Consider the following 228-nt stretch of genomic DNA (forward strand, 5'->3'; position numbering starts at 1 on the left):
ACCTGGGTGTGCGGCGCGGAGAACACCGTGGCGTTCTCGACCAGTTCGGCCAGCAGGTGGATGACGTCGGCAACGGCATGACCTCGGAGGGTGCCGTCGATCGGCGGCACCAGTTTCACGCGCGGGTACTGCTCGACCTCGGCGATCGCGGACCGGAGCACCTCGGTCATGGAGACCGGGTTGGACCACTGGCGCCGGGAGATCGCGCCGCCGAGCACGGCGAGGTTC

1 pseudogene is annotated in these 228 nt (G+C 69.3%); it reads right to left on the reverse strand.

From position 1 onward, the window contains the following. Positions 1 to 228 (reverse strand): annotated as a pseudogene (locus J0695_RS41605) (ATP-binding protein); the annotation flags it as partial.

The sequence above is a fragment of the Streptomyces beijiangensis genome (assembly GCF_017315755.1).
In the GTDB taxonomy this organism is placed as follows: domain Bacteria; phylum Actinomycetota; class Actinomycetes; order Streptomycetales; family Streptomycetaceae; genus Streptomyces; species Streptomyces beijiangensis.